19 protein-coding genes are annotated in these 20,566 nt (G+C 73.8%); 9 read left to right on the top strand and 10 right to left on the bottom strand.

Features of this window, described 5'->3' with window-relative positions:
* Positions 1 to 3: 3 nt before the first annotated feature.
* Positions 4 to 486: a DUF402 domain-containing protein gene (locus ACN9M0_RS07125; protein ID WP_366041373.1), complete on the bottom strand. Its 483-nt coding sequence runs from the start codon at positions 484 to 486 to the stop codon at positions 4 to 6.
* A complete protein-coding gene (locus ACN9M0_RS07120) occupies positions 467 to 1,390 on the bottom strand; it encodes a GNAT family N-acetyltransferase (RefSeq protein WP_399697847.1) in 924 nt (307 codons plus the stop codon). Before ACN9M0_RS07120 ends, ACN9M0_RS07125 begins: the two co-directional genes overlap by 20 nt.
* 74 nt (positions 1,391 to 1,464) lie before the next feature.
* On the opposite strand from ACN9M0_RS07120, the gene ACN9M0_RS07115 reads away from it, so the two are divergent.
* Positions 1,465 to 1,839: a GntR family transcriptional regulator gene (locus ACN9M0_RS07115; RefSeq protein ID WP_329855750.1), complete on the top strand. Its 375-nt coding sequence runs from the start codon at positions 1,465 to 1,467 to the stop codon at positions 1,837 to 1,839.
* 18 nt (positions 1,840 to 1,857) lie between these two features.
* Here ACN9M0_RS07115 and ACN9M0_RS07110 read toward each other — a convergent pair whose 3' ends face one another.
* The gene (locus ACN9M0_RS07110; RefSeq protein ID WP_366041391.1) at positions 1,858 to 2,988 is read right to left on the bottom strand and encodes a DUF5925 domain-containing protein; all 1,131 of its coding nucleotides are present in this window, start codon (positions 2,986 to 2,988) and stop codon (positions 1,858 to 1,860) included.
* A gap of 192 nt (positions 2,989 to 3,180) precedes the next feature.
* Between ACN9M0_RS07110 and ACN9M0_RS07105 the strand changes: the two genes are divergently transcribed.
* Positions 3,181 to 3,987: an SGNH/GDSL hydrolase family protein gene (locus ACN9M0_RS07105; protein WP_426403302.1), complete on the top strand. Its 807-nt coding sequence runs from the start codon at positions 3,181 to 3,183 to the stop codon at positions 3,985 to 3,987.
* Here the strand turns inward: ACN9M0_RS07105 and ACN9M0_RS07100 are convergent.
* The gene (locus tag ACN9M0_RS07100) at positions 3,971 to 4,954 is read right to left on the bottom strand and encodes a protein kinase domain-containing protein (protein WP_399697843.1); all 984 of its coding nucleotides are present in this window, start codon (positions 4,952 to 4,954) and stop codon (positions 3,971 to 3,973) included. The two genes, ACN9M0_RS07105 and ACN9M0_RS07100, sit on opposite strands and share 17 nt — an antisense overlap.
* 323 nt (positions 4,955 to 5,277) lie before the next feature.
* On the opposite strand from ACN9M0_RS07100, the gene ACN9M0_RS07095 reads away from it, so the two are divergent.
* Positions 5,278 to 5,550, top strand: a complete 273-nt coding sequence (locus tag ACN9M0_RS07095; RefSeq protein ID WP_366041377.1) for a hypothetical protein — start codon at positions 5,278 to 5,280, stop codon at positions 5,548 to 5,550.
* A 134-nt stretch (positions 5,551 to 5,684) separates the two neighbouring features.
* On the opposite strand, the gene ACN9M0_RS07090 is transcribed toward ACN9M0_RS07095, so the two are convergent.
* The 3 genes from ACN9M0_RS07090 to ACN9M0_RS07080 form a co-directional block, all read right to left on the bottom strand.
* A complete protein-coding gene (locus tag ACN9M0_RS07090) occupies positions 5,685 to 6,881 on the bottom strand; it encodes a CaiB/BaiF CoA transferase family protein (protein WP_426403301.1) in 1,197 nt (398 codons plus the stop codon).
* Between the two features lie 140 nt (positions 6,882 to 7,021).
* A complete protein-coding gene (locus ACN9M0_RS07085) occupies positions 7,022 to 7,798 on the bottom strand; it encodes an ABC transporter permease (protein ID WP_366041379.1) in 777 nt (258 codons plus the stop codon).
* Positions 7,795 to 8,733 (bottom strand): ATP-binding cassette domain-containing protein, encoded by a 939-nt coding sequence (locus tag ACN9M0_RS07080; RefSeq protein ID WP_399697835.1) that lies wholly within the window; start codon positions 8,731 to 8,733, stop codon positions 7,795 to 7,797. Before ACN9M0_RS07080 ends, ACN9M0_RS07085 begins: the two co-directional genes overlap by 4 nt.
* A gap of 63 nt (positions 8,734 to 8,796) precedes the next feature.
* Here ACN9M0_RS07080 and ACN9M0_RS07075 point away from each other — a divergent pair, with 63 nt between their 5' ends.
* Positions 8,797 to 9,510 carry a TetR/AcrR family transcriptional regulator gene (locus ACN9M0_RS07075; RefSeq protein WP_399697832.1) on the top strand — a complete coding sequence of 238 codons (714 nt, stop codon included), beginning with the start codon at positions 8,797 to 8,799 and terminating at the stop codon, positions 9,508 to 9,510.
* A 10-nt stretch (positions 9,511 to 9,520) separates the two neighbouring features.
* Here the strand turns inward: ACN9M0_RS07075 and ACN9M0_RS07070 are convergent, their stop codons facing one another.
* Genes ACN9M0_RS07070 through hmgA form a run of 3 tightly spaced genes read right to left on the bottom strand, consistent with a single transcriptional unit; the run spans position 9,521 to position 12,859 of the window.
* Complete coding sequence (locus tag ACN9M0_RS07070; RefSeq protein WP_426403300.1) at positions 9,521 to 10,741, bottom strand: type ISP restriction/modification enzyme; 1,221 nt, start codon at positions 10,739 to 10,741, stop codon at positions 9,521 to 9,523.
* Positions 10,742 to 10,755: 14 nt separating this feature from the next.
* Positions 10,756 to 11,505, bottom strand: coding sequence for a GntR family transcriptional regulator (locus tag ACN9M0_RS07065; protein WP_351190500.1), 750 nt, complete (start codon positions 11,503 to 11,505; stop codon positions 10,756 to 10,758).
* Positions 11,506 to 11,545: 40 nt separating this feature from the next.
* Positions 11,546 to 12,859, bottom strand: coding sequence for a homogentisate 1,2-dioxygenase (hmgA, locus tag ACN9M0_RS07060; protein WP_426403299.1), 1,314 nt, complete (start codon positions 12,857 to 12,859; stop codon positions 11,546 to 11,548).
* Between the two features lie 151 nt (positions 12,860 to 13,010).
* Here hmgA and ACN9M0_RS07055 point away from each other — a divergent pair, with 151 nt between their 5' ends.
* The 5 genes from ACN9M0_RS07055 (at position 13,011) to ACN9M0_RS07035 (ending at position 20,483) form a co-directional block, all read left to right on the top strand.
* On the top strand, positions 13,011 to 15,086 hold the full coding sequence (locus ACN9M0_RS07055; RefSeq protein WP_426403298.1) for a right-handed parallel beta-helix repeat-containing protein: 2,076 nt from the start codon (positions 13,011 to 13,013) through the stop codon (positions 15,084 to 15,086).
* 181 nt (positions 15,087 to 15,267) lie between these two features.
* The gene (locus tag ACN9M0_RS07050) at positions 15,268 to 16,077 is read left to right on the top strand and encodes a hypothetical protein (RefSeq protein WP_426405288.1); all 810 of its coding nucleotides are present in this window, start codon (positions 15,268 to 15,270) and stop codon (positions 16,075 to 16,077) included.
* Complete coding sequence (locus ACN9M0_RS07045; protein WP_366041385.1) at positions 16,074 to 17,396, top strand: hypothetical protein; 1,323 nt, start codon at positions 16,074 to 16,076, stop codon at positions 17,394 to 17,396. The genes ACN9M0_RS07050 and ACN9M0_RS07045 overlap by 4 nt, the downstream gene beginning before the upstream one ends.
* Before the next feature lie 125 nt (positions 17,397 to 17,521).
* Complete coding sequence (locus tag ACN9M0_RS07040) at positions 17,522 to 18,208, top strand: TetR family transcriptional regulator (protein ID WP_366041387.1); 687 nt, start codon at positions 17,522 to 17,524, stop codon at positions 18,206 to 18,208.
* Between the two features lie 76 nt (positions 18,209 to 18,284).
* On the top strand, positions 18,285 to 20,483 hold the full coding sequence (locus ACN9M0_RS07035; protein WP_366041388.1) for a molybdopterin-dependent oxidoreductase: 2,199 nt from the start codon (positions 18,285 to 18,287) through the stop codon (positions 20,481 to 20,483).
* Positions 20,484 to 20,566: the final 83 nt, after the last annotated feature.

Below are 20,566 nucleotides of genomic sequence, written 5' to 3'. Positions count from 1 at the left end.
CCCCTAGGGGGCGAGCAGGTCGAGCAGGCCCTCCCGGCCGAGCACCTCCAGTTCGTCGAGGGCCACCACGGCACGGGCCGCCGCCTCCGGGTCGGAGGCGGCGAGACCGCTCGCCGCGAACTCGTCCTCGTCGAGCCGCAGCACCTCGCTGCCGTCCGCCGACACCCACAGGTCCAGGTCGAGGTCCTCGACCACCACCCCCGAGCCGTCGATCACGGCCGGCCGGGTGATGTCGCAGTACCAGCCCTTCAGGGCGCCGTCGGCCGCCCACACCTCCTTGACCGTGAACCAGCGGTCCCGCCAGTAGTGCTCGACGAACACGTCACCCGGCTCGAACCGCACGAAGCCGAAGTCCCGCACCCCCTCGGCCGCCCACGGGGCGCGCACCGAGAGCCGGGCACCCTCCTCCGTCAGCACCTCGGCCGGGTAACGGATCTTCGTCCGGCCCGCCTTCGTCAGGGTGATCTCAACCGACCGTCCGGACATACCGCACCTCTCGCGCTCCGACCTCGTAACCGAACCACTCGTTGATCGCCAGCATCGGCTCGTTCCCGGTGTCGTTCCCGGTGAACGCCTCCGTGCAGCCCGCCGCGCGGGCCCGGTGCAGCGACGTGTTCTTGGCGAGCTTGGCGAGCCCGCGGCCCCGGAAGGCCGGCGCGGTGCCCGTCATCCCGGAGTTGTACCGGCCCAGTCCGTCCGTCTGTGCCGCGCTGAACGCCGCCGGTACGCCGTCCACCACCGCGACCGTCGTCAGCGCGCGGTCGAACAGGGGATGCTCCCAGATGGTCGCCCGCCAGTGCGCGTAGTCGTCCAGCTCCGTGCCCACGTCACCCGGCTCGTCCGCCGTCGTCGCCGCGTCCAGCTCGAAGAGCGGCCGGGGATCGGCCGCGAAGTCCTCGGCCGTGAGCAGCTCGACACCGGCCGGCGGGGCCTGGAGCGGCGGCAGTTCGGCCCTGGTCAGGTCGAGCCGGAGGAAGTACGCGGAACGGCTCGGCGCGTACCCCCGCCGCTCGGCCCACGCGTGGTGCGCCGGCTCGTCCAGGACCCAGCTGTACAGGGTCCGCGCGCCCCGCTCCACGAGGTGCTCCTCGGCGGCCCGCAGCAGCAGCGTCCCGGCGCCCCGCCCCAGGTGGGCGGGGTCCACGTACACATTGGCGTAGCCGATGCCGGGCCCCGGGGCGTCGTGCGCGATGCCCACCTGCGCCGTCCCGATGATCCCGCCGTCCTCGGTCGCGGCGACCAGCGGGCGGTAGTGGCTGTCGGGGTGCGCGTGCGCCCAGTCGAAGACGAGCTGCTCGGCGGTCGCGAGCATGAAGGGGAGCGCTGCCCGGCGGACCCGGGCGAAGCCCTCGGCGTCCGGGGCCCGTACATCACGGACGATCACAGTCATGTGGTGGCACGCTACGGGCGCGGGACGCACCGCCGCCTCCCATTTTCCGGTGGGGTGGGGGCAGAATCGGCGGGGTGACACTCACCATCGCCGTGGACCACGGATCCACCACCGCTCCCTACGAACAACTGCGTGCCCAGATCTCGGAGCGGGCCCGGTCGGGCAGACTGCCGGTCGGTTACAAGCTGCCGACGGTACGGGGGCTCGCGGAGCAGCTGGGCCTCGCCGCGAACACGGTCGCCAAGGCCTACAAGGCCCTGGAGGCGGACGGAGTCATCGAGACGCGCGGGCGCCACGGCACCTTCGTCGCCGCCGCCGGTGACGCGGCGACCCGCCGGGCCGCCACCGCCGCCGCCCAGTACGCCGAGGAGGCCCGCCGCCTGGGCCTCAGCCGCGAGGCCGCGGAAGCGGCGCTGAACGAGGCCCTGCGGGCGGCGTACGACGACTGACGTCCCCTCCCGCACCCCCTAGAGGTACAGACCCGCCCCCGACGAGCGGGGCTCCGGGAGGTCCGCCGAGGGCGTGCCGCGGCGCAGCGCGAACAGCTCCGCCAGCGTCGCGCCCTCGCGCGGCACGTCCTCCGCGCGGCCGAGCCACTCCACCGACTCGGCCCGGCTCAGCGGACCGACCTCGATGCGGGCCAGGCAGCGGCCCGGCCGGACCACCGCCGGATGGAGCCGCTCCAGGTCCTCGTTGGTGGTGACTCCGACCAGGACGTTGCGCCCCTGGCCGAGCAGTCCGTCCGTCAGGTTCAGCAGCCGTGAGAGGGCCTGCCCCGCCGTGTGCTTCGCCCCGCCCCGGATCAGCTCGTCGCAGTCCTCCAGGAGCAGCAGCCGCCAGCGCTCCTTCGACGTGCCGTCGTCCTCGCCGATGGCGATGTCCATCAGATAGCCGATGTCGTTGAAGAGCCGCTCCGGGTCGAGCACGCAGTCCACCTGGCACCAGTCCTGCCACGCCCGGGCCAGGGTCCGCAGCGCCGAGGTCTTGCCCGTCCCGGGCGGGCCGTGCAGCAGCAGGAGCCGGCCGGTCACGTCCTCCGGGGTCACCTTCATCAGCCGGTCCATCGCGTCGGCCACCGGCGCCGAGTAGTTGGGCCGGACCTCCTCCCACGTCCCGGCGCTGATACGGCGGGTCATGCGGCGCGGGCCACGCTGCGGAGCCACGTACCAGAAGCCCATCGTCACGTCGTCGGGCTCCGGCTCCGGCTCGTCCTTCGCCCCCTCCGTGGCCTCGGCGAGGATCCGCTTCGCCAGCTCCGGGTCGGTCGCCGTGACGGTCACGTCCGCGCGCCGGTTCCAGCGGGAGGAGAGGATCGTCCAGCCCTCGCCCTCGGCGAGCACCGAGCTGCGGTCGTCGTCCTTCGCCGCCCGCAACACCCGGGCCCCCTCGGGGAGGAGCGTCGCGTCGGGCTTCGCGCGGTCCAGGCTGGTGCTGTGCGCGTGCGGCTGCTCGCCGGTCGCGAAGCGGTCGAGGAACAGCGCGTCCAGGACGTCCCCCGGCGAGTCGCTGTCGTCGAGGTTGACGATGACGGGCAGCGAAGCGGTCAACGGCTGCCGCGCGGTGGGCGGTACGGCGGGGGTGTCGGGCATGGCGCCCATCATCTGGCAACCACCGGGACCGCGCACCGGGTTTTGCGGTCGGGCGCCGTGCTTCCTGAAGTGGCCGGATGTCGACGGTTCCTGACGGAGGATCGGAAGCTGTTCATCCCCAGTTTTGACATGAACACTTCCGGCGCGGCGGATCCGATGCTACTACCTGGTAGCGCAGAGATCCTGCTACAGGGAGGTTCCATGAAACTGTCACGTTTTGCCGCCCTTTCGTCCTCGCTCCTGCTCGGCGCCGTCCTCACCCTCACCGGGGCGGGCGCGGCCCAGGCCGCCGAGACCGCCGCACTCGACTACGTGGCCCTGGGGGACTCGTACTCCTCGGGTGTGGGCTCCGGGAGTTACGACAGTGCCAGCGGCGACTGCAAGCGCTCCACGAAGGCGTATCCGGTCCTGTGGAAGAACGCGAACGCTCCCTCCTCGTTCGCCTTCACCGCGTGCTCAGGCGCCCGAACGGGTGATGTGACCGCGAATCAGCTCGGACCCCTCTCGGCCGCCACCGACCTGGTCTCCATCACGATCGGGGGAAATGACGCCGGTTTCGCCGACGTCATGACGACCTGTGTGCTGGTGTCCGAAGCCACCTGCCTCAGCCGTGTGAATCAGGCCAAGTCCTACGTGGACACCACGCTCCCCGGCAAGCTCGACTCCGTCTACAACGCCATCAGCGGCAAGGCGCCCGCCGCCCATGTCGTCGTCCTCGGCTACCCGCGCTTCTACCAGCTGGGCGGCAGCTGCATCGCCGGCCTGAGCGAGACCGAGCGCACCGCCATCAACGGCGCCTCCGACTACCTCAACGCGGCCGTCGCCAAGCGCGCGGCCGACCACGGCTTCACCTTCTCCAGCGTCGTCCCCGCCTTCACCGGGCACGAGATCTGCTCGGGCGACTCCTGGCTGCACAGCGTCAACTGGCTCAACATCGGGGAGTCGTACCACCCGACCGCCGCCGGACAGTCCGGCGGCTACCTGCCCTCCTTCAGGAACGTGGTGTAGCAGGACCGCCGTCGGCGCCCGTGGCGCCGGGCCGAGCCGGAGCGGTGCTCGTGACACCGCCCGGCCCCGGCCCGGTGCCCGGACCGTCGTCCCGTACCGCCTGATACACCAGCACACCCGCGATCAGCAGTGCCCCGACGGTCCCGGCCACCAGAACGGCCGCCCGGCGGGGCGCCGCCCGTGGCGGCCCCGTCCGCCGGGAGGGCGCCGGTGACGTCCCGGCCGCCCGCGTCCCGGTATCGCCCTCGTCGACGGCGTCGCCCCGGCCGGTCCGGGGCGGGGCGGACGCCTCCACCGGCTCCGCCGCCGTTCCGCGCGTCCCGCCCGCGGCCACCCGGCGCAGCTCGCCCTCGACCTGATCAGCCGTCACAGCTGGCTCCTCGGCCGTCAGTTGGTCGATCACGGCACCCAGCGGCCCGGACCGGTCGTCCGCCGCCGCCTCCAGGAGCTCCCCGAGGGAGCGCAGGTCCGCCTCCGGGCCCGTGCCGTCGCCCGGCGCGCCGCCGAAGCCGGTGACGACCACCCGCCCGTCGTTCGCGAGGAGCACCTGCCCGGGCCCCACGCCCCGGTGCGGTGCGCCCGCCTCCCGGGCCGCCCGCAGGCCGGCGAGGACCTCGGCGCCGACGCGCGCGGCCTCGCGCGCGGGCAGCGGCCCGCCCGCGTCGAGGGTCTCCGCGAGGCTGAGGCCGCGGACCAGCTCCGTCACGACCCAGGGCCGGCCGTCCTCGGTGGCCACGCCCAGCACCCGTACGACGGAGGGGTGGGAGATCCGTGCGGCGGCCCGCGCCTCGCGCTCGCGCCGCGCGTACAGCAGGGGCACCTCGTCCGCCGGCAGCCCCGCCGGGACCCGGAGCTCCTTCAGGGCCACCTCGTGGCGGTCCGTCTCGTCCAGGGCGCGCCAGACGGTACCCGTCGCCCCCTCGGCGAGGACGTCGAGAAGCCGGTAGCGACCCGCGATCACCGTCATGGATCCACGGTAGCCGAGGGGCGTCCTCCCGGCTCCGGTCCTGCGGTGATCCCGCGGCGCGGACGGTCGCGGCGATCTTGGTGGCGGAGATCACACCCGCCCTCGTGTCCGTGGACGAGGGTCCGGAGTGCAGGATGGTTCGTGATGGTTCGGCAGGTGTTCGAGTGCTGTCCAACTCGCCCTGGAATCAGATGGATTCGGACAGTGACCGTCAACCCCCGTACGAGTGCGGTGAATCCCGCCGCCGGGATACACGGGTGTCGCGATGGGGCGATAGGGTTAACCTGCCCGGGCCGGGTGCCCTTGTACGGGTGGGGAGTGACATGGAACAGATAGCAATGCGCAGCAGGCCGCGAGTGCCTGCCATCACCTGCGGAAGCAGCGCGACCAGTTCGCGGCTCGACCGCCATCTCGCGGTGCTCGGCGGCCCCGCCGTGCCCCAGCGTGACGTGGCCGAGGCGACGCTGCTCATGCGGGAACTGACGACGCGTACGCGTGAGGTGCCGGTGCACGGTCACCGCAGCCGCAGCGCGCGGGTCTCGCTCTTCGCCCCGCTCCGCCGCCTGCGCCGCTCGCTCTTCGGCACGCGCCGCTGACCCGGACCGCCGGGCCGCCCGTACGGCCCTGACCGCGACCCCGCCGGACGTGTCCCCGCCCGTCCGGCGTTCCGTCGTGTCCGGGGTCTCCCGAGCCCCCGGAGCGCACCCGCCCCGCTCCCCGTCGGGTGAGGTCAGGCGATCACCCCCGCGCTCCGCAGTTCCTTCAGCTCCGCCTCCGGCACCCCGAGTTCGGCGAGCACCTCGTCCGTGTCCTGCCCGAGGGCCGGGATCCGGTCCATGCGCGGTTCCGGCGCGTCCGGGAACACGATCGGCGGCAGCAGCGAACGCAGCGGCCCCACCGGGGACTCCACCTCCCGCCAGCGGTCACGGGCCGTCAGCTGCGGATGGTCCGCGAGCTCCGCGACCGAGTTGAGCCGGGCGCAGGCGATGCCCGCCGCGTCGAGCCGGGCCAGCGCCTCGGCCGCCGTCAGCGGGGCGAGCGCCGCCGCGACCACCGTGTCCGTGGCCGCGCGCCCGGCCACCCGCGCCGTGTTCGTCGCGAACTCCGGGGCGTCGGCGAGGTCCGGCCGGCCGATCACCTGCTCGGCGAGCCGCCGCCACTCGCGGTCGTTCTGCACGGAGAGCAGGACCAGACCGCCGTCCGCCGTCGGATAGGCGTCGTACGGGGCGATCACCGCGTGCGCGAGCCCCGTGCGCGCCGGGGCCGTGCCCCCGTGCATCCCGTGGTGCAGCGGATGCCCCATCCACTCGGCGAGCGAGTCCAGCAGGGAGACCTCCACCGGACCGCCACGGCCGGTCGTGCCGCGCCGGACGAGGGCGGCGAGGACACCGGAGAAGGCGTACATCCCGGCCGCGATGTCGGCGGCCGGGACCCCCGACTTCACCGGCTGTTCGGGGGTGCCGGTCACCGACACCAGGCCCGCCTCGCACTGGACGAGCATGTCGTACGCCCGCTTGTGCGCGTACGGCCCCTCCGCCCCGTACCCCGAGACGTCCACCGCGATCAGCCACGGGTGCGCCGCGCAGAGGGTGGCGGCGTCGAGGCCGAGGCGGGCGGCGGCGCCCTGCGCCAGGTTCTGGACGAAGACGTCGGCGCCGGCCACCATCCGCCGGACGAGCGCCAGGCCCCGGGGGTCCTTGAGGTCGACCGCCACCGACTCCTTGCCGCGGTTGCACCACACGAAGTGGGAGGCGAGGCCCCGGGCGGCCGTGTCGTACCCCCGGGCGAAGTCCCCGCCGTCGGGGCGCTCGATCTTGACGACGCGGGCGCCGAGGTCGGCGAGCTGACGGGTGGCGAACGGCGCGGCGACGGCCTGCTCGACGGCGACGACCGTGACCCCGGCGAGGGGAAGTGGCTGAGTGCTCATGACCACCCTGCCTATCGTGCGCGTACTCCTCGTGTCATCAGGGGGTACGTCACGCGGTCGCAGAGGGCGGGTCGCGCGATCGCAGAGGGTGCGTCGCGTGGTCACAGAGGGAACGTCACCCCCGTCCGGTCACCGGCCCGTCAGCCGCGGGCGTACCGGCGCACCGCGAGCGGGGCGAAGACGGCGACGAGGCCCAGCGACCAGAGCAGCGCTCCCGCGACCGGATGGGCCACCGGCCAGGCCGCGTCCGCCGGGACGGGCGCGTTGCCGAAGAGCTGCCGTACCGCCGTGGTGACCGCCGAGATCGGGTTCCACTCGGCGACCGTCCGCAGCCAGCCGGGCATGCCGTCGGTCGGGATGTACGCGTTGGAGAGCAACGGCAGCATGAAGGTGGCGCTGCCCAGCTGCCCGGCCGCCTCCTCGCTCTTCGAGGCCAGGCCGAGGAGGATGCCCACCCAGGTCGTGGCGAAGCGGAAGAGGAGCAGCAGGCCGAAGGCGCCCAGGGACTCGGGCAGCGTGCCCTCGGCCCGCCAGCCCATGGCGAGGCCGACGAGGATCAGCGGGACGGTGCCGGCGGCGCTCGCGAGGAGGTCGGCGAGGGCCTGTCCGAGGGGGACGGCGGCCCGGCTCACCGGCATGGTGCGGAAGCGGTCCATGACGCCCCGGTGCGCGTCCTGCGCGGCCTGGAACATGCCCGTCATCAGGCCGCCCGCCGCCGTCGCCACGAGCATGCCGGGCACCAGGTACGCCCGGTACTCGGCCCCGGGTGCGGCGAGCGCGCTGCCGAAGACGTACCCGAAGAAGAGCAGGAACACGATCGGCATCGTCTGCGTCATGACCGTGATCGCGGGCGCGTGCCTGATCCGCTGGAGGTGGCGGCCGAGGACGGCGGTCCCGTCGTGCACGAGGGCGCTCACGCGACGAGCTCCTTCCGGTCGGTGAGGCGCAGGAACACCTCGTCGAGGGTGGGTGGACGCAGGGAGGCGTCGACGATGTGGACCCCGGCCGCGTCGATCTCGCGGACGATCCGGGGGAGGGTGAGCGTGGTGTCCGTGGTCACCGCGCCGACCGTGCGCCGCTCGGCGTCGAGGACCGGCGCCGAACCGGTCAGCTGGTCGAGGACGGCCGCGGCCGCTTCGAGGGACGAGGGATCCGCGACGACGACCTCGGCCCAGCTGCCGACGAGCGCCTTCAGTTCGGCCGGGGTGCCGCGCTGCGCGGCCCGCCCCTCGTCGATCAGCACGATGTCGTCGGCGAGCTGGTCGGCCTCCTCCAGGTACTGCGTGGTCAGCAGCACGGTCGTGCCCCGGCCGGCCAGGTCCCGTACGGCGTCCCAGATCCCGTTGCGGCTGTGCGGGTCGAGACCGGTCGTGGGCTCGTCGAGGAAGAGCACCCGCGGCGGCACGAGCAGGCTCGCGGCCAGGTCGAGGCGGCGCCGCATGCCGCCGGAGTAGGTGCGGGCGGGCCGGCCGGCCGCCGCGGTCAGGCCGAAGCGCTCCAGGAGTTCGTCGGCGCGGGAGCGCGGAGCGCGCAGGAGCCGGGCGAAGAGCCGGAGGTTCTCGGCGCCGGTGAGGTCGCCGTCGACGGAGGCGTACTGCCCGGTGACCGCGATCCGCTTCCGTACCCCCGCCGGGTCCCGCACCACGTCGTGACCCGCGACCAGCGCGCTGCCCGCGTCGGGCCTGACGAGGGTGGTGAGGACGCGGACGGCGGTGGTCTTGCCGGCGCCGTTGGGGCCGAGGACACCGCAGACGGTGCCCTCGGGGACGGCGAGGTCGAGGCCGCGGAGGGCGTGGACGTCGCCGTAACGCTTCCGCAGACCTTCACTAAGTACAGCGTACGTAGTAGTCATGGCGTGACCATACCCCACTACGTACGGCGTACGTAACTACGATGGTGAGCGAGGTGATGATCCATGGCGGGCCGAGCGGCCGAACCGGAAGTGATCTGGGCGCGGCCCGAACGCGCGGGCCGCGGCCCGAAACCGGCCTACAGCCGGCGGGACATCGTGGACGCGGCCGTCCGCATCGCCGACGCGGACGGCATCGACGCGGTCTCCATGCGCCGCGTCGCCGCCGAACTCGGCTGCGGCACCATGTCGCTCTACAACTACGTCCCCCGCAAGGAGGACCTGTACGAGCTGATGGTCGACGCGGCCAGCGGCGAGTACGAACTCCCCGAGGAGCCCAGCGGCGACTGGCGCGCCGACATGACCGCGATCGCCCACCAGACCCGCGCGATCATGTACCGGCACCCCTGGCTCGCCCGGGTGATGACCACCGCCTACGGCTTCAGCCCCAACGCCCTGCGCTTCCTGGAGTGGTGCCTCGGCTGCCTCGCCCCCCTGGACGTCCCCGCCGGCCTGAGGATGCAGCTGATCGCCATGGTCAACGGCACGGTCATGGCGACCGTCGCCAACGAGCAGGCCATCGCCGAACGGGCCCGCGGACTGCCCTGGTCCGAGGCGGAGGAACAGGCGGTGCGCGGCGCCTACCTCATGGGTCAGGTGGCGAGCGGCCGCTACCCGCACCTCGCGGGACTGCTCGCCGAGGCCCCCGCCGCGCCCGTCGACGCGGACGAGATCTTCGCGATGACCATCGCCCGCCTCCTGGACTCGTTCGCGCCCTAGGTCCTCTCGGTCAGAGCAGCATGAACTGGCCCTCCGGGCCCTCCTCCTGATGGTCCAGGACGGACGCGGGGCGGCGTGACCCGGGCGGTGCGGGAAGGATTCCCGCCGTGGCGAGCGCCGCCCTGTCGACGGCTCCGGCGGCCGGCGCGACCAGTGCGGCCCGCTCCGGCTCCCTGGCCCCGAGCAGGGCGAGCACGGTCACCAGGTCGAGCAGCTCCGAGGTCCACTCCTGCGGCCAGGCCGCCGGCCCGATCGCCTCCAGGGAACCGGGCTCCGCCGGGGCCGTCCGGTGCGCGAACCACTGCTCCAGGACCCGCACCCCGCCGACCCGGTACTCCCAGGCCTCCGCCGGCACGGGCGAGATCAAGCCCCCGCCGACGTCGAGCACCTCGCCCTCGGAGTCGTACGCCATCGTCGTCGGCCGCGCCGGGACCGCCGCCCGCACATAGGGCCGGCGCCCGCCCGGCAGCCGGGGCCGCGTCCCGCTCAGCGCGCCGCGCAGCTGCACGTCGGCGAGCTCCCGGCCGAGCGCCACGCCCGCCGCCCACACCTCCGGGTCCCCGGGGAGCGGCACCCGGCACCCGGCGGGGGAGGGGAGCGCCGCCGCCACCGTCCACGCCAGCCAGTCCTGCGCGCCGACCTCCCGCCCGTACCGCTTCCCGAGGAAGTCCAGGAGGCCGGGCGCGAGATTGGGCTCCCGGCCGCCGGGGCGCCGGAACAGCGGCCGGATGCGGCCCGGACGGCCCGCGGGGGAGCGGCCCTCCGGCAGCGCCGCCGTCACCAGGAGCGCGGGACCGGCCGCCCCGGGGACGTACCCCTGCTCGACGGCGAAGAGCTGGGGCTCCCCGGCCACCCGCCACAGCTCCGGGCGGGCGGTGTCGATCAGCCGGTGGTCGGGCAGCAGCCACTGCTCGTCGAACGGCCCGTGCGCCACCCGCACCGGTTCCGGGCACGGTCCCGACTCGCGCGCGAACCGCGTGGTGCCGGTCCGCTGCCCGGGCAGCGCGCCCACCGCGCTCGCCGGGGTCCGCGCCCGGCTCGGCCGGAACAGCGCCTCCCGCTCCGCGCCCTCGGCGGCCACCAGCCGGTCCCAGCGGGCCCGCAGGGTGCGTGCGTCGGGGGCGACGATCCACGGCCGCCCGAACCGCAGCGGGGCCACGGACCACGGCATCAGCTCGTCGAGGAGGGGCGGGGCGTCATCCGCGAGGGGGGCTTCCGTCACGCCCCGCATGCTAACGACGGCTGTCAGTGCGCTTCCACCGTCACCGTGAAGGAGAAGCGGTCGCCGCGGTAGCGGATGCGGGCCACGTCGACGACCCGGCCGTCCTCGTCGTAGGTCACGCCGGTGTAGTGGAGGATCGGGGAGAGCAGCGGGACCTGGAGCAGCCCCGCCGTCTCCGGGTCCGCCAGACGGGCCTCGACGGTGTCCGTGATGCGGCTGATCCGCACCCCGACGACGTCCCGCAGGACCTTCGTCATCGGCCAGCGCTCCAGATCGGCCGGGTCGATCGCGGCGGCGAGCTCGGGCCGCACCGCGTTCTCCGCCCAGTTCGTCGGCTCGCCGCTCTCCCCGTCGCTGCGCAGCCGCCGGTACGCCACGACCTCCGGCACGTCCGGGAAGTACTCCGCGAGCTCCCCGGGCACCGGCTCGGTGCCGTGCCCGAGGACCGTCGTCCGCTCGCCCGACTGCTGGGCCACGATCGCGTCGATCGAGCCGAGCAGCCGGCGCGGGGTGGACCGCCGGGCGCCCGGCTCGATGAAGGTGCCGCGCCGCCGGTGCCGGCTGATCAGGCCCTCCTCCTCCAGTTCCTTGAGGGCCTGGCGCATGGTCAGCACGCTCACGCCGTAGTGGGCGGCGAGCTGCTCCTCGGTGGGCAGCCGCAGCGAGGCGTCGGGCGTGCGGCCCAGTATCGAGGCGCGCAGCGACTGCGAGACCTGATACCAGAGCGGCAGCTTGCGGTTCAGGACCAGCGAGTCGGGAGCGAAGGCGGTCACGGGATCTCCGTACGAAGGCTACGGGCTTACGGCCGAGACACTACGGCCGGAAGTGGCGCTCAAGACCCTGCCATACCTCGTCGTACCCCTTCTGCAGATGGTCGGCGCCCGCGGCCTGCGGGGTGGCGGTCACCGGCCAGCGGGTCTCGAACATGAAGGCAAGGCCGTCGTCGATCTTCTGCGGCTTCAGCTCGGCGGCGCTGGCCCGGTCGAAGGTCTCCCGGTCGGGGCCGTGCGCGGACATCATGTTGTGCAGCGAGCCGCCGCCCGGCACGAAGCCCTCCGCCTTGGCGTCGTACGCGCCCTCGATGAGGCCCATGTACTCGCTCATCACGTTCCGGTGGAAGTACGGAGGGCGGAAGGTGTCCTCTCCGACCAGCCAGCGCGGGGCGAAGACGACGAAGTCGACGCCCGCGAGCCCCGGGGTGTCGGAGGGCGAGGTGAGGACCGTGAAGATCGACGGGTCCGGGTGGTCGTACGAGATGGTGCCGATGACATTGAAGCGGCGCAGGTCGTAGACGTACGGGGTGTGGTTGCCGTGCCAGGCGACGACGTCCAGCGGCGAGTGGCCGTACGTCGCCGACCAGAGGTTGCCGCAGTACTTGTTGACCACCTCGACCGGGCCCTCGACGTCCTCGTAGGCGGCGACCGGGGCCCGGAAGTCACGGGCGTTGGCGAGACCGTTGGCGCCGATCGGGCCGAGGTCCGGGAGCTGGAACGGCGCGCCGTAGTTCTCGCAGACGTAGCCGCGGGCCGTCTCGTCGAGGAGCTCGACCCGGAAGCGGACCCCGCGCGGGATCAGCGCGACCTCGCCCGGGTGGGCGGCGAGCAGGCCCAGCTCGGTGCGGAGGAGGAGGCCGCCGCGCTCCGGGACGATGAGCAGCTCGCCGTCGGCGTCGCCGAAGACCCGCTCCATGGAGGCGTTGGCGTGGTAGAGGTGCACGGCCATGCCGGTGCGCTGGGTCGCGTCGCCGTTGCCGCCGAGGGTCCACAGGCCGGCCAGCCAGTCGGTGCCGGGCGCCGGCTCGGGCAGTGGGTTCCACCGCAGCCGGTTCGGGTCGGGCACGGTCTCGGTGAAGGGGGCACCGGCGAGGGTGCCGTTCTCGATCCGGGTGAAAGGCGGGTGCGCGGCCGAGGGGCGGATCCGGTAGAGCCAGGAGCGGCGGTTGTGGGACCGCGGCTCGGTGAAGGCGCTGCCGCTGAGCTGCTCGGCGTAGAGGCCGAGGGGCGCGCGCTGCGGAGAGTTCCGGCCGTCCGGCAGTGCGCCGGGGACCGCCTCCGAGCTGTGCTCGTTGCCGAAACCGGTGCTGTAGGTGAGCGCCTCGGCCGTCTTCCTGGCCTGCTCCGTGGTCATCGACCGCTCCTGTCCTGAGCCCGCAAGGGAATCCTATGGGTGACCGTAGGATTCCGCGCGGCCTACGTCAACGGGGCACCGGCGGCCCGTCACCGGATTGGTGCGTGCACATGGGGTCCTAAAAGATGAACAATGCTCTACTCTCACGCGCATGTCGTGGACCCGAAGGTTCGTCTCCCTGCTCTCCGTCGTGCTCGTGGCGCTCGCCGCGGCCCTGCTCACCGCTCCCCTCGCCCAGGCCCACGAGGAGCGGCCCGTCACCCTCCCCGACGGATCCGGCAGCGTGCCGAAACTCCGCACGGGCGAACCCGACCTCCTCGTCTGCAAGACCGACCGGGCCGACTTCACACGCCGGATATCCGGCTTCCCGGCCGCCCTCAAGGCCCGCAACCTCGCCCTCTTCGAACGCTGCGCCCGCACCGGACACCGCCACCTCCAGCAGGCCGTCGACGCCGTCGACCGGCCGGGCCTCACCATCGCGATCCTCCCCGGCCTCTACGAGGAGGAGCCCTCCCTGCCGACGCCCACCGGCGCCTGCGCCACGCTCAAGGCCCCGAAGTCCGCCCTCGGCTACCAGATCCTCAGCTACGCGCAGCAGCGGCAGTGCCCGCACAACCAGAACCTCGTCGCGATCCTCGGCAAGAAGAACCTCCAGATCGAAGGCACCGGCGCCTCCCGCCTCGACGTCGTCATCGACGCGAAGTACCAGAAGCTCAACGCGATCCGAGCCGACGGCTCCGACGGCGTCTACTTCCGCAACTTCACCGCCCAGCGCACCACCTTCAACTCGCTGTACGTGCTGGCCGCCGACGGCTTCGTCATCGACGACGTCCTCACCCGCTGGAACGACGAGTACGGCTTCCTGACCTTCGCCTCCGACCACGGCCTCTACAAGAACTGCGAGTCCTACGGGAACGGCGACTCCGGCATCTACCCCGGCTCGGCCTCGAACATCAACGACGGCTACGGCTACGACGTCCCCCGCTACTCCATCGAGATCACCGGCTGCCGCAGCCACCACAACATGGTCGGCTACTCCGGCACCGCCGGAGACTCGGTCTGGGTCCACGACAACGAGTTCGACCACAACATGGGCGGCGCCTCCATGGACTCCGCCTTCCCCGGCCACCCCGGACTGCCGCAGAACCACGCCCACTTCGAGCGCAACCTGATCCACGACAACAACCAGAACTACTACCCCCACGTCGCCGACGGCACCTGCGCCAAGCCGCCCGTCGACCGCGGCTACGAACAGGGCGTCGTCTGCCCCCAGATCTCCATGCCGCCCGGCACCGGCATCATCACCGCCGGCGGCAACTGGAACCTCTACGAGAACAACTGGGTCTACGGCCACCAGCGCGCCGCCTTCTTCCTGAGCGCCGTCCCCGCCTTCATCCGCGGCGAGTCCGCCTGGGGCAAGCAGACCGACACCTCCCACCACAACCGCTACGCCGGCAACCACCTCGGCGTCGACAAGGCCGGCAACGCCCGCCCCAACCGCACCGACGTCTGGTGGGACGGCCAGGGCGGCGGCAACTGCTGGCAGTCCGACGCCGGCGCCGCCACCCCCGGCACCCCGCCCGCCTGCGGAGCCCGCCGCGGCGAGGTCTCCGGCGACACCGACCGCCTCGTCGGCGAACCCGTCAAGCTCGCCCAGCTCCTCGTCTGCGCCGACTACAACGTCCAGGCGCGCCGCCTCCCGGCCGGCTGCGACTGGTACGGCGCCCGCGGCCTCCAGCGCGTCGAGACCCAGCTCGCCCTCGGCAGCGCCCTCGTCCTCGCCCTGGCCGGCGGCGCCCTCTGGTGGCGCCGACTGCGCGGCAACCGGCTGGCCGGCGCGGCCACCCTCCTCGGCCTCGCGGGCCTGGCCCTCGACGTGGCCGGCTCGACCCTCGCCCTCACCCCGACCGTCCTCCCCGCCGTCGCGCTGCTCCTCATGGGCGGGTGGTGGACCCTGATCGGCCTCGCCCTGCGCCCCACCCGCCCCGTCCTCGCCTGGACCACGGTGGCCCTCGGCGCCCTCACCCTGCTCGACGCCTTCGACAAAGCGGTCCTCATGCTCCCCGGCATCCCCGTGAGCCCCGCCTGGCTCCGCCTCCTGCTCGGCGTCATCTGGGTCCTGTGGGCGGTGATCGCGGCCGGCGCCCGCCCCGCCCGCACCACGGAGCCCCCGACCGAGCCGCCGGCCGAGCCCCCGACCGGCCGCCCCGAAGCGGTGACGGCATGACGCCCCGCCCCGCCGCCGCATCCCCGCGCGGATCCGCATCCGTGGGCGGCTCCGTTTCCCCGCGCGGCTCCGCACCCCTGCGCACCGCCGCACCCCCGCGCGGCTCGGCACCCCCGCGGGCCGCCGCACCCCCCGCGCGGCTCGGCACCCCCCGCGCGCCGCCGCCCCCCTGGCCGCCACCCTGACCGCCGCCGCGCTGCTCCTCACGGGCTGCGGCGGCCTGGCCACCACCCATCACAAGCCCGGCACCAGCCACCAGGAGGCCACCGGCAGCAGCGGCACCCTGCTCGCGGCCCGGGACGAGGGCGGACACCGGCTCCGTGAACTCCCGGCGGCGGAAGCGCCCACCGTCAGGGCCGAGGCCCGCCCCGACTCCGAGGGCGGCTGGAACGTCCACCTCACGGTGGAGAGGTTCCGCTTCACCCCCGAGAGCACCGGCGGCGCGGCCCTCCCGGGCCGCGGCCACGCCCGCCTCCTCGTCGACGGCCGGGAGACCGCCCGCCTGTACGGCCCCTGGGGCTACGTGCCACCCGGCGCCCACACCCTGACCGTCCGCCTCCACGCGGACGACCACACCGTCTGGGCCGTCGCCGGAGCCCCCGTCCAGGCCACCGTCCGCCTGGACGCCGCCTCCGCCTCGTCCCCCACGTCCACCTCCGCTCCCGCTTCCGCTCCCGCTCCCGCTTCCACGCCCGCCTCCGCGCCGCCGAGCCCCCGGCCCGCCGACCCCGGCCGGACCGTCACCCTCACCGTCACCGGAACGACCGTCCAACCACCTCCCTCCCGCATCGAGTTGAAGAAGGGCGAGCGCCTCACCCTTCGTGTCACCAGCGACCGCGCCGACACCCTCCACGTGCACGGCTACGACCGCGAACTGCCGCTTTCTCCCGGCACGCCCGCGACCCTCACCCTCATCGCCGACCGCACCGGCCTCTTCGAGGTCGAGACCCACGAGTCCGGACTCGTGCTGACCCAACTCGTCGTCCGATGACGGCCCTCGCCGTCGCCGCCGTCCACGTCGCGGACCCCGCCCACGCCGGTTCCCTCGGGCTTCCGCTCGCCCACGGCGTGGGCTCCCGGCACGACCTCCCCCTCTCTCCCTTCTACGCCTACGCCGGCGCCTTCACCGCCCTCCTCGTCTCCTTCCTCGCCCTCGGACTGCTCTGGTCCTCCTCCCGCTTCCGCGGCGACCTGTCCGGCCGCCCGCTCCCCGCCGCCCTCCAGCGGCCGGCCGACGCCCCGGCCACCCGCACCGCCCTCCGTGTCCTCGGCGGCGCCATCGCCCTCGTCTTCCTGCTCCACCTCCTCCTCGGCCCCGACGACCCGGATCGCAACCCCGCACCCGGCGCCCTCTACGTCCTCCTCTGGGTCGGACTCGTCCCCGCCTCCCTCCTCCTCGGCCCCGTCTGGCGCCTCCTCAACCCCCTGCGCGCCCTCCACGCGCTCCGCCCGCCCCGCAACCCGCGCCCCCTGCCCGCCGCGCTCGGCATCCGGCCCGCCGCCGCCGGACTCCTCCTCTTCACCTGGCTGGAGCTCGTCGCCCCCGACAACGCCTCCACCACCACCCTTCTGATCGCCCTCGCCGCCCACACCGCCGTCCAGCTCCTCGGCGCCGCCCGCCACGGCGACCGGTGGTTCGCCCACGCCGACCCCTTCGAGGTCTACTCCTCCCTTCTCGCCCGGCTCTCACCCCTCGGCCGCCGCGCCGACGGACGGCTGGTCCTGCGCTCCCCCTTCCACGGACTCGACTCCACCCCACATACCCCCGGTCTCGTCGCCACCGTCTGCGTCCTCCTCGGCTCCACCGCCTACGACGGCCTCTCCGACAACCCCCGCTGGATCACCACCCTCCAGACCTCCTCCCTCGGCCCCGTCCCCACCGCCACGCTCGGCCTCCTCGCCACCGTCGCCCTCGCCGCCGCCTGCTACGGCCTCTGCGCCGGCGCCCTGCGCCTGATGAACCCCGCACTCACCACCCCGCTCACCTCCTTCGCCCACTCGCTCCTGCCCATCGCCCTCGGCTATCTCGTGGCCCACTACTTCTCACTTCTCGTGACCGAAGGGCCACGTACCGTCATCATGGCAGCGGGCACTGACAACGCCCCCTCGCCCGCTCCACCACTGGGCCCCGGGGGCCTCGCCACCCTCCAGGTCGCCGCGATCGTCACCGGCCACGTCCTCGGTGTCGTCGCCGCGCACGACCGGTCCGTACGCCTCTTCCCGCCGGCCCGGGCCGTCGCGGGCCAACTCCCGCTGTTCGCGCTGATGATCGCGTACACCCTCGGCGGCATCGGCCTGCTGATCGCCTGAGCGCCCCGACCTGTCGAGCGCCCGACCGCCGAGCGACCGACCCGCCGACGAGCACCCGACCGCCGAGCGACGGACGTGCCCGGCGTCCGACCGACTGATCGCCTCATCCGGACCGGAGCGGCATCATGGACCCCGTGCCCCAGACCAGCCCCCGAACCCAGCCCGCGCTCCGCCGCGCCCCCGTGCAGCAGCGCAGCGCCGAGCGGCTGGCCCGGATCCTCGACGCCTGCGCCGTACTCCTCGACGAGACCGGGTACGAGCAGTTGAGCACCCGCGCCGTCGCCGCCCGAGCCGCTGTCCCCATCGGCTCCGTCTACCGCTTCTTCGGCAACAAGCGGGCGATGGTCGCCGCCCTCGCCCACCGCAACCTCGACCGGTACGCCGAGCGGATCTCGGACCGGCTCGCCGCGACGCCGCTCCTCGACGCGCACGGCGCCATCGACGGCGTCCTCGACGAGTTCATCGAGATGAAGCGCACGGTCCCGGGGTTCGCGCTCGTCGACTTCGGCGTGCCCGCCGCCGCGCCAGGAGAGGCCGCGACGGACGGCGCGGCCGAGGGGCAGGGCGAAGGCCCGGACGAGGCCGCCGTCGAGGATCCCAACCGGCTCGTCGCCGAACGGATCTGCGCCCTCCTCGCCACGCACCTGGGCCGCGTCGCCGACGAGGACCTGCGCCGGAAGGTCCTCGTCGGCGTCGAGACCGCTGACGCCCTGGTCCGCCTCGCCTTCCGCACGGACCCCGCCGGGGACCCGGCGCTCATCGCCGAGACGCGGTGCCTGCTCTACGCGTACCTGGCGCCCTCGCTCTCGTGACCTTCCGCAGGCCCCCTCCCGCCCGTGCCTACCGGTCGGTATTGTCGGCGCCATCCGACGCCCCCAGGGAGACGCCATGCCCACCGCCCTGCGCATCTGCCCCCTCTGCGAAGCGACCTGCGGACTGACCCTGACGCTCGACGGGCCCCGGGTCACCGGGGCGCGCGGCGACCGTGAGGACGTCTTCAGCCGGGGGTTCATCTGCCCCAAAGGCGCCTCCTTCCCCGAGATCGACGCCGATCCCGACCGGCTCCGCACCCCGATGGTCCTCAAGGACGGCAGACTCCAGGAGGCCACCTGGGCCGAGGCGTTCGACACGATCGCCGCCCGAATCCGTCCGCTCGTCGAGGAGTACGGGCCGGACTCGGTGGGTATCGTCCTGGGCAACCCCAACGCGCACACGATCGCCGGCGCCCTCTACCCGCCCCTGCTGATCGGCGCGTTGCGCACCCGGAACGTCTTCACCGCCTCCACGCTCGACCAGATGCCCAAGCACGTCTCCAGCGGCCTGCTCTTCGGGGACCCCTTCGCCATCCCCGTGCCGGACCTGGACCGCACCGACCACCTGCTGATCCTCGGAGCCAACCCGCTGGACTCCAACGGCAGCCTGTGCACCGCCCCCGACTTCCCCGGCAGGCTCAAGGCGCTGCGCCGCCGCGGCGGCACCCTCACCGTCGTCGACCCGCGCCGCACCCGCACCGCCCGCCTCGCCGACCGGCACGTCGCGATCCGCCCCGGCGCCGACGCACTGCTCCTCGCCGCTCTCGTCCACACCCTCTTCGACGAGGACCTCACCGACCTCGGCGCGCTCGCCGCCCATGTGGAGGGCGTCGAGGAGGTACGGGCCGCGGTGCGGGAGTTCAGCCCCGAGGCGGTCGCCGCCGCCTGCGACGTGGACGCGGACACCATCCGCGTCCTCGCCCGGGAGCTCGCCGCCGCGCCCACCGCCGCCGTCTACGGGCGGATGGGCAGCTCCACCGTGGCGTACGGCAGCCTCGCCAACTGGCTCGTCGACGTCCTCAACGTCCTCACCGGCAACCTCGACCGGCCCGGCGGTGCGCTCTTCCCGCTCTCCGCCACCGCACCGGCCCCGCGCCCCGCCGGACCCGGCAGGGGTTTCGCCCTGGGCCGCCGGCACAGCAGGGTCTCGCACCACCCCGAGGTCAAGGGCGAGTTGCCGCTCGTCGCCCTCGCCGAGGAGATCGAGACGCCGGGGGAGGGGCGCATCCGCGCGGTGATCACCGTCGCCGCCAACCCCGTCCTCTCCGCGCCCGACGGGGACCGCCTCGACGCGGCCCTCGGCTCCCTCGACCTGATGGTCGCCGTCGACCCGTACCTCAACGAGACCACCCGCCACGCCGACGTCCTGCTGCCCCCGCCGCCGCCCTCCCGGAGTCCCCACTTCGACTTCGCCTTCAACTCCTTCGCCGTCCGCGACCAGGCCCGCTACACGCCGGCGGCCGTCCCCCTCGAAGCGGACCGCATGGACGAGTGCGAGATCCACGCCCGGCTGATCCTCGCCGTGTCGGGGATGCACGGCGCCGCGCCGTCCGCCGTCGACGACCTCGCCATCGGCACCACCCTCGCCAAGGCCGTGACGCAGGAGCACTCGCCGGCGTACGGCGCGGATCCGGAGGAGTTCACCGCCCGGCTCACCGGGGCCACCGGAGCCGAGCGGCGACTCGACCTGATGCTGCGGCTCGGCCCGTACGGCCTCACCCTCGACGAGCTGAAGGCGCACCCGCACGGCATCGACCTCGGGCCCCTGAAGCCGCGCCTGCCGGCGCTCCTCAAGACCCGCAGCGGACGGATCGAACTCCTCCCGGAGCCCCTCGCCGCCGACCTGCCCCGGCTGCGCGCCGCCCTCGACGCCGTACCGGAGCCGGGGACCCTCCAGCTCGTGGGGCGCAGGCACCTGCGCTCGAACAACAGCTGGCTGCACAACACCCCCGCCCTGGGCGGAGGTTCGAACCGCTGCACCCTCCAGGTGCACCCCGAGGACGCGGAGCGGCTCCGGCTGACCGACGGCGGGGTCGCCAGGGTGAAGGGGGAGGGCGGTGAGCTGGAGGTGCCGGTGGAGGTCACCGACGGGGTGCGGCCGGGCGTCGTCAGCCTCCCGCACGGCTGGGGTCACGACCGGCCGGGCACCCGGCTCGCCGTCGCGTCCACGCGCCCCGGCGTCAATGTCAACCAGCTGCTCGACGGGTCGCGGATCGACCCCCTCTCCGGCACCGCCGTCCTGAACGGTTTCCCCGTGGAGGTGTCACCCCGGTAGCACGGCCCTGTGCGTCACCACCGCCGTGACCTGGGGTTTTGCTCGTATTGCTCACGCGTCAACATCTTGTTAACGGCGGAAGA

It is taken from the genome of Streptomyces sp. R-07 (assembly GCF_049913175.1).
Lineage (GTDB): Bacteria > Actinomycetota > Actinomycetes > Streptomycetales > Streptomycetaceae > Streptomyces.
This window is presented reverse-complemented; position numbering and strand designations above follow the sequence as displayed.

What these genes read in the sequence shown, in the direction of transcription:
- ACN9M0_RS07040 (WP_366041387.1), top strand. Translation starts at nt 17,522, where the DNA reads ATGGACCCCGTGCCCCAGACCAGCCCCCGAACCCAGCCCGCGCTCCGC.
- ACN9M0_RS07125 (WP_366041373.1), bottom strand. Translation starts at nt 486, where the DNA reads ATGTCCGGACGGTCGGTTGAGATCACCCTGACGAAGGCGGGCCGGACG.
- ACN9M0_RS07105 (WP_426403302.1), top strand. Translation starts at nt 3,181, where the DNA reads ATGAAACTGTCACGTTTTGCCGCCCTTTCGTCCTCGCTCCTGCTCGGC.
- ACN9M0_RS07035 (WP_366041388.1), top strand. Translation starts at nt 18,285, where the DNA reads ATGCCCACCGCCCTGCGCATCTGCCCCCTCTGCGAAGCGACCTGCGGA.
- ACN9M0_RS07090 (WP_426403301.1), bottom strand. Translation starts at nt 6,881, where the DNA reads ATGAGCACTCAGCCACTTCCCCTCGCCGGGGTCACGGTCGTCGCCGTC.
- ACN9M0_RS07045 (WP_366041385.1), top strand. Translation starts at nt 16,074, where the DNA reads ATGACGGCCCTCGCCGTCGCCGCCGTCCACGTCGCGGACCCCGCCCAC.
- hmgA (WP_426403299.1), bottom strand. Translation starts at nt 12,859, where the DNA reads ATGACCACGGAGCAGGCCAGGAAGACGGCCGAGGCGCTCACCTACAGC.
- ACN9M0_RS07075 (WP_399697832.1), top strand. Translation starts at nt 8,797, where the DNA reads ATGGCGGGCCGAGCGGCCGAACCGGAAGTGATCTGGGCGCGGCCCGAA.
- ACN9M0_RS07110 (WP_366041391.1), bottom strand. Translation starts at nt 2,988, where the DNA reads ATGGGCGCCATGCCCGACACCCCCGCCGTACCGCCCACCGCGCGGCAG.
- ACN9M0_RS07080 (WP_399697835.1), bottom strand. Translation starts at nt 8,733, where the DNA reads ATGACTACTACGTACGCTGTACTTAGTGAAGGTCTGCGGAAGCGTTAC.
- ACN9M0_RS07070 (WP_426403300.1), bottom strand. Translation starts at nt 10,741, where the DNA reads ATGCGGGGCGTGACGGAAGCCCCCCTCGCGGATGACGCCCCGCCCCTC.
- ACN9M0_RS07055 (WP_426403298.1), top strand. Translation starts at nt 13,011, where the DNA reads ATGTCGTGGACCCGAAGGTTCGTCTCCCTGCTCTCCGTCGTGCTCGTG.
- ACN9M0_RS07095 (WP_366041377.1), top strand. Translation starts at nt 5,278, where the DNA reads ATGGAACAGATAGCAATGCGCAGCAGGCCGCGAGTGCCTGCCATCACC.
- ACN9M0_RS07120 (WP_399697847.1), bottom strand. Translation starts at nt 1,390, where the DNA reads ATGACTGTGATCGTCCGTGATGTACGGGCCCCGGACGCCGAGGGCTTC.
- ACN9M0_RS07100 (WP_399697843.1), bottom strand. Translation starts at nt 4,954, where the DNA reads ATGACGGTGATCGCGGGTCGCTACCGGCTTCTCGACGTCCTCGCCGAG.